This window comes from Methylobacterium sp. WL6 (genome assembly GCF_008040095.1).
Taxonomy (GTDB): domain Bacteria; phylum Pseudomonadota; class Alphaproteobacteria; order Rhizobiales; family Beijerinckiaceae; genus Methylobacterium.
On the sequence record NZ_VRVH01000265.1, the window covers coordinates 1 to 6,196 of the forward strand.

Consider the following 6,196-nt stretch of genomic DNA (forward strand, 5'->3'; position numbering starts at 1 on the left):
GGGCGAGGACGGCCCGCCCCGCCGCTGGGGCGGCCATTGGAGCCGGCTCTCCCCCGAGGACCGCGCGGCCTTCGCCGACGCCCGCATCGCGGCGCTCCATGCAGGCCTGCGCCTCAACGCCGACCAGGAGAAGCTGTGGCCGCCGGTCGAGACGGCGATGCGCGATCTCGCCCGCCAGCGCCGCGAGCGCATGGCCGCGATGCGCGATCGCAAGCGCATGGACGAGGACGCGCCGGCGGCGTTGCGCGCCATGGCGGATGCCGCCACCGCCCGCGGCGCGGCTTTGGGCAAGCTCGCCGACGCCTCGGGGCCGCTCTACGCCACCCTCGACCCCGACCAGAAGCGCCGGGCGATGATCCTGGCCGGGCCGATGGGCGGCCATCGGCACCGCCACGGCGGCCGTGGCGAGGACGGCGGCGAGGGCGAGCAAGGCCCCCGCGACGGGCGCTGACGCAGGCGGCGCTTGATCCGCGGCGGCCGGGGCGGCACACCCGCGCCACCGCCGCCTCGGGCGACGGTGGGCCGGCGCCCTTCGCCCGGACGATCTCGGAACCCGCGATGGCGCGCCTGAAGGGCGACACGATCCCCCTGCTCCGCCGGCTCTGGCGCGAGTGGCTGTCGCCGCACCGGGGCACGCTGGCCGTGGTGCTGGTGCTCATCGCCCTGGTCGGCGCCTCGACCGGCCTGTACCCGGCGCTGATCAAGGGCGCTTTCGACGCCTTCGACCGCAAGGATGCCGGGGCGCTGGCCTACGGCCCGCTGATCGTCATCGTCGTCACCTCGGTGCGCGGCTTCGCGCTGTTCGGCCAGACGGTGCTGACCAACCGTGTCGTGACCCGGGTCGAGGCCGACATGCAGGCCGCGCTCTACGGGCACCTGATCGACGCCGACCTGGCGCAGCTCGGGCGCGAGAGCCCGGCCGCCTTCACACAGCGCTTCACCACCGACTTCGCCTTCATCAAGGAGGCGCTGACCCGGATCTCGACCGTGCTGCTGCGCGACGTCGCCATGCTCGTCGGCCTCGTCGCGGCGCTGATCTGGATGGATCCGGTGCTGACGCTGGTGGCCGCGGTCACCGTGCCCTTCGTCGCCGGGCCGATCGGGCGGATCGGCAAGAAGCTCAGGCGCGTCTCCACCACCACCCAGGAGCAGATGGGCGCCACCGCCAGCCTGATTTCCGAGAGCCTCCAGGGGGTGCGCATCGCAAAAACCTACGCGATGGAGGGCTACCTCAAGGGCCGCGCGGCCGACGCGCTCGACTCGGTCCGGCGCCTGAAGATGAAGGCCGCCAACGCCCGCGGGCGCCTCGACCCGCTGCTCGAGGTCGGCGGCGGGTTCGCCGTGGCGGCGGTGCTGATGCTGGTCGGCCAGCGGGTGATGGCGGGCGAGCGCACGGTGGGCGACTTCACCGGCTACGTCGCCGCGCTCCTGCTCGCCGCCCAGCCGGCCCGCGCGCTCGGCACCCTCAACGCGATCCTGCAGGAGGCGGCCGCCGCGCTGACCCGCTACTTCGCGCTGATGGACGAGGCGCCGACGATCCGGGAGGCGCCCGCCGCCGTCGCGCTGAGGCGGGGACCGGGCGAGATCGCCTACCGGAACCTGCACTTCCGCTACCGGCCGGACGCGCCGGCGCTGGAGGGCATCGACCTCGTCGTGCCGGCCGGCTCGACCACGGCGCTGGTCGGCCGCTCGGGCTCGGGCAAGTCCTCGCTGCTGAACCTCGTGCCCCGCCTCTACGACGCCACCGCCGGAACGGTGGCCATCGACGGGCAGGACGTGCGCGGGGTGACGCTGGCGTCGCTGCGCGCGGCCGTCGCGGTGGTGTCGCAGGAGGTGGTGCTGTTCGACGACACCATCGCCGCCAATATCGGCTTCGGCCGGCCCGGCGCCACGATGCCCGAAATCGTCGCCGCCGCGGAGGCCGCCGCCGCCCACGGCTTCGTCGCGCGGCTGCCCGAGGGCTACGACTTCCGCGTCGGGCCCGCCGGCGGGCGGCTCTCGGGCGGCGAGCGCCAGCGCATCTCGCTCGCCCGCGCCTTCCTCAAGGACGCGCCGATCCTGCTCCTCGACGAGGCGACCTCGGCCCTCGACTCGGAATCCGAGCGCCTGGTGCAGGACGCGCTGACCCGGCTGATGAAGGGCCGCACCACCCTGGTCATCGCCCACCGGCTCTCGACCGTGCGCGAGGCCGACCTGATCGTGGTGATGGAGGGCGGCCGCGTCGTCGAGACCGGGCGGCACGAGGCCCTGATCGCCCAGGGCGGAGCCTATGCCCGCCTGCACCGGATGCAGCTTTCGGACGACCCGGCACCGGCGCCGGTGTCGTGAGCCGAATCGGGTCTCGCGCGTAATCCCCGCGTCACGGGACGGGAACGGGCGATGACGGGCGAGACCTTCGGACGGACGGCGGACGGGGAGACGGTGACGCGCTTCACCCTGGTGCGCGGGCCGCTGCGCGTGCAGGTGCTCGATTACGGCGGGATCGTCACCGCGATTGAGACGCCGGATCGCGGGGGGCGCGTCGGCAGCGTCGTGCTCGGCCTCGATACGGTGGCGGGCTACGAGACCAAAAGCCCGCATTTCGGCGGCCTGATCGGGCGCTTCGCCAACCGCATCGCCAAGGGGCGCTTCACGGTCGACGGCCACGCCTACGCCCTGCCGATCAACGAGCCGCCGAACGCGATGCATGGCGGGCCGCGCGGCTTCGACCGGCGGATGTGGCGCGTCGAGTCGGTCGATGACGCGCACCTGACGCTCGCGCGCCGCTCGTCCGACGGCGAGGAGGGATTTCCGGGCAACCTCGACGTCGCGGTGACCTACGGCCTGCCCGAGGACGGGACGCTGCGGATCGACTACCGCGCGCATACCGATCGCCCGACCGTGCTCAACCTGACGAACCACGGCTACTTCAACCTGGCGGGCGAAGGCGCCGGCGACGTCATGGGTCACGTCGTCACGATCCCGGCCGACGCGGTGCTGGAGACCGACGCGACGCAGGTGCCCACTGGCACGCTGCGGCCGGTGGCCGGCACGGCGTTCGACTTCCGCACCGGCATGGCGCTCGGCCGGCGCATCCGCGACGGCGATCCGCAGCTCGCGTTCGCCAAGGGCTACGACCACTGCTTCGTCCTCCGCGATGCGGACGGAAGGCTGCGGCCGGCGGCGACCTGCATCGAGCCGGGGAGCGGGCGCCGCCTCGACGTGGCGACGACGCTGCCGGGCCTGCAGCTCTACACCGGCAACAACCTCGACGGGACGCTGATCGGCCCGAGCGGCCGGATCTACCGCTCGGGCGACGCGGTCTGCTTCGAGACTCAGGCCTTCCCCGACGCCCCGAACCACCCCGGCTTCCCGCCGGCGGTGCTGCGGCCCGGCGAGCATTTCACGTCGGCGACGACCTACCGGTTCTCGCTAGCCTGATCGGCGTCCGCCCGCGCCGCCCGGCGTGCGGCGACCGCGTCGGCGAGCAGGCACAGGATCTCGAAGGCGAGCTGGCCGCCGGTGAGCGCGGTGAGCCCCGACGGGTCGAGGGGCGGCGCCACCTCCACGAGGTCGGCGCCGACGAGGTCGAGGCCGCGCAGGCTGCGCAGCAGGGCCAGCGCCTCGCGGGTGGTCAGCCCGCCGATCTCCGGCGTGCCGGTGCCGGGCGCATAGGCCGGGTCGAGGCTGTCGATGTCGAAGCTGAGATAGGTCGGCCCGCGGCCGGCGATGGCGCGGGCCTCGGCCGCGACCTCCGGCATGCCGCGGCCGGCGGCCTCCTCCATGGTGATGACGCGGATGCCCCGGGCGCAGGCCCAGTCGCGCTCGTCCGCCGCATCCATGCTGCCGCGGATGCCGATCTGCACGCAGCGCCGCGGATCGAGCACGCCGTCCTCCACCGCGCGGCGGAACGGGGTTCCGTGGGTGAGCCGGGTGCCGCCGTACTGCACGTCGTCGGTGTCGCTGTGGGCGTCGATGTGCACGAGGCCGAGCGGCCGGTCGCGCCCGAGCGCCCGGAGGATCGGATAGCTGATCAGGTGGTCGCCGCCGACGCCGAGCGGCACGATGCCGGCCGCTCTGAGGCCGCCCATGAACGCCTCGATCCGCCGGCAGGTCTCGCCGGCGTCGATCGGGTTCACCGGCACGTCGCCGAGGTCGGCGCAGGCCGCTAGCGCGTAGGGCGCGAGCCCGCTCGCATGGTTGATCGCCCGCGTGCCGGTCGAGGCCTCGCGCACGCCGCGCGGGCCGAGGCGGGTGCCCGGCCGGTTCGTGGTCGCCCCGTCGAACGGGATGCCGACGAGGCCGATCTCGACGCCATCGGCGCTTCGCGGATCGCGGCAGGGCAGCCGCATGAAGCTCGCCACGCCGGCAAAGCGCGGCGTCTCCATGCCGGAGGCCGGACGGAACGCCGCGATGCGAGCCGCATCCGCCTCGCTCACCCTGTGCACCACGCTGGTCCCTCCCCGGATCGACCGGTATCATCCCGGGCCGGCCCGGCGCGATCAAGCCGGATGCGCCGATCCGCGTTGACGACGCGGCGTCCCGTGGCTATAGAGCCGGCTCTGCCGAGGGCCCGTGCGGTTGCACGCGTCGTCGGCTTCGCCATTCGCCACACCCAGCGCAGACCGATCCGAGGCTCCCCGAGCTCGAAGGTCCCCGCCCTTTGATACGAGGATGCCCATGGCCAACACCGTGTCGGCCAAGAAAATGACCCGCAAGATCGCCAAGCGCACGGCGATCAACCGCTCGCGCCGCTCCCGGATGCGTACCTTCGTCCGCAAGGTCGAGGAGGCCATCGCCGCGGGCGTGCAGTCCGACGCCCTCAGCGCGCTCCGCGCCGCCGAGCCGGAGATCATGCGGGCCGCCCAGAGCGGCATCGTTCACAAGAACAACGCCTCGCGCAAGGTTTCGCGCCTCGCCGCCCGCGTGAAGGCCCTGGCCGCCGCCGCCTAGGCGCGGCCGCCGTCGGCACCGCCGACGCGCCATCAGGTCCCGATACGAAAAAGCCCGGCCTTCGCGCCGGGCTTTTTCGTGTGCCCGAGCCATCGCGGCCATGCTCTCATTCTTCGGGACGGCGACCGCGCTCGACGTGAGGCGCGCACCCTCCGCGATCGCCCTCCCCCGAAGCGGGCTGCCGCATCAACCCATCTTGCGTACGATGGCAGCCGGTGAGCCTTCGAAGGCCCGCGCGGCCCCCTCCCCCGTCCGGGAGTGGGTCGGGGTGCGACCTGCCCGGACTGTCCCCTCACCCTGTCCCCTTGACCCTGTCCCCCTGCCGAACGGGAGAGGGCCCCGGCGCCGCGCCGGCACGACGCCGCCGTTCAGTCGCCGTCGCGGGGGCGAGCAACGCGGAGATCCGGGCGCCAGGCCGGGTGTGCGGACCGATCGTTGCCCGCGACACCGCCGTCGAGACGCGCTCCGGAAGCGCCTGAGGGCGCGATCGATGTTCGCGCCTTGTCCGCGCTTGGCGCGTGACGAAGCGTTAACCCATTTTCAAAAATCCATTTCGTTGCGGAGTCTTCGGGGCGGGTGTAGCTTAACAAAACCTCACCACGCCCCAGCAAACCCACAGCATCTCCGCCACCAAGCCGAATCATGCGTCGAATCAAAGCCGTATCGTGTGTCGCTTCGACTCCGCTCGACTCGCCGAAGTGGCGGTCAAGGCTTTCCCCGCAAGTCCCACTGTTAAAACTACCGTAGGCAATTGTTGATAGGCTCTTCAAATCGACCAGCAGCGTCGTCGGACGGGTTGACTCCCTCCGATTTTTGCGCCCCGCCCGTGTTCACGGGGTGTTCCAGTGTGCGTGCGTACGCCCCGTCGGCGGGTCTCCCGTCCTCGGTGCGAGGAGAGTGTCAGTGATGCATGTCGACGAGAGCGTGTCGGGCGGCGGCGGAAGCGGCGGAGGAAACGGGTCCACGGAGGCCGCGGCAGCCTGGGGACGGGTGAAGCGCCGCCTGCGGGCCGAGCTCGGCGAGGACGTGTTCGCGAGCTGGTTCGCCCGCCTGGAGCTGGATTGCGTCGTCGGCGGCACCGCCCGCCTCACCGTGCCGACCCGGTTCCTGAAGAGCTGGATCGAGTCGCACTACCTCGACCGGGTGCTGAACACGTTCAAGGCCGAGGTCGAGGAGATCGGCCGCATCGAGGTCGGCGTGCGCGGCACCACCGCCCCCGTCCGCCCGACACGCTCTCGTCGACATGCATCACTGACACTCTCCT

General features: G+C 72.6%; 6 protein-coding genes. 5 read left to right on the plus strand and 1 reads right to left on the minus strand.

The genetic code is table 11. From position 1 onward, the window contains the following. From FV230_RS22910 to FV230_RS22920, 3 genes are all read left to right on the plus strand, one after another. A partial coding sequence (locus FV230_RS22910) for a Spy/CpxP family protein refolding chaperone (protein ID WP_147844041.1) occupies positions 1-451 on the plus strand: 451 nt, incomplete at its 5' end. 107 nt (positions 452-558) lie between these two features. After that, complete coding sequence (locus FV230_RS22915) at positions 559-2,328, plus strand: ABC transporter transmembrane domain-containing protein (RefSeq protein WP_147844042.1); 1,770 nt, start codon at positions 559-561, stop codon at positions 2,326-2,328. 51 nt (positions 2,329-2,379) lie between these two features. Beyond that, positions 2,380-3,420, plus strand: coding sequence for an aldose epimerase family protein (locus FV230_RS22920; protein WP_147844043.1), 1,041 nt, complete (start codon positions 2,380-2,382; stop codon positions 3,418-3,420). Here the strand turns inward: FV230_RS22920 and speB are convergent. Then, positions 3,399-4,367: an agmatinase gene (gene speB, locus FV230_RS22925; RefSeq protein WP_147844044.1), complete on the minus strand. Its 969-nt coding sequence runs from the start codon at positions 4,365-4,367 to the stop codon at positions 3,399-3,401. The genes FV230_RS22920 and speB overlap by 22 nt on opposite strands. Positions 4,368-4,659: 292 nt before the next feature. On the opposite strand from speB, the gene rpsT reads away from it, so the two are divergent. Continuing rightward, entirely contained in the window at positions 4,660-4,932 is a 273-nt protein-coding gene (gene rpsT / locus FV230_RS22930; protein WP_147728871.1) for a 30S ribosomal protein S20, read from the plus strand. A gap of 906 nt (positions 4,933-5,838) precedes the next feature. After that, positions 5,839-6,196, plus strand: a 358-nt coding sequence (locus tag FV230_RS22935) for a DnaA N-terminal domain-containing protein (protein ID WP_281408315.1), incomplete at its 3' end; no start/stop codon positions are given.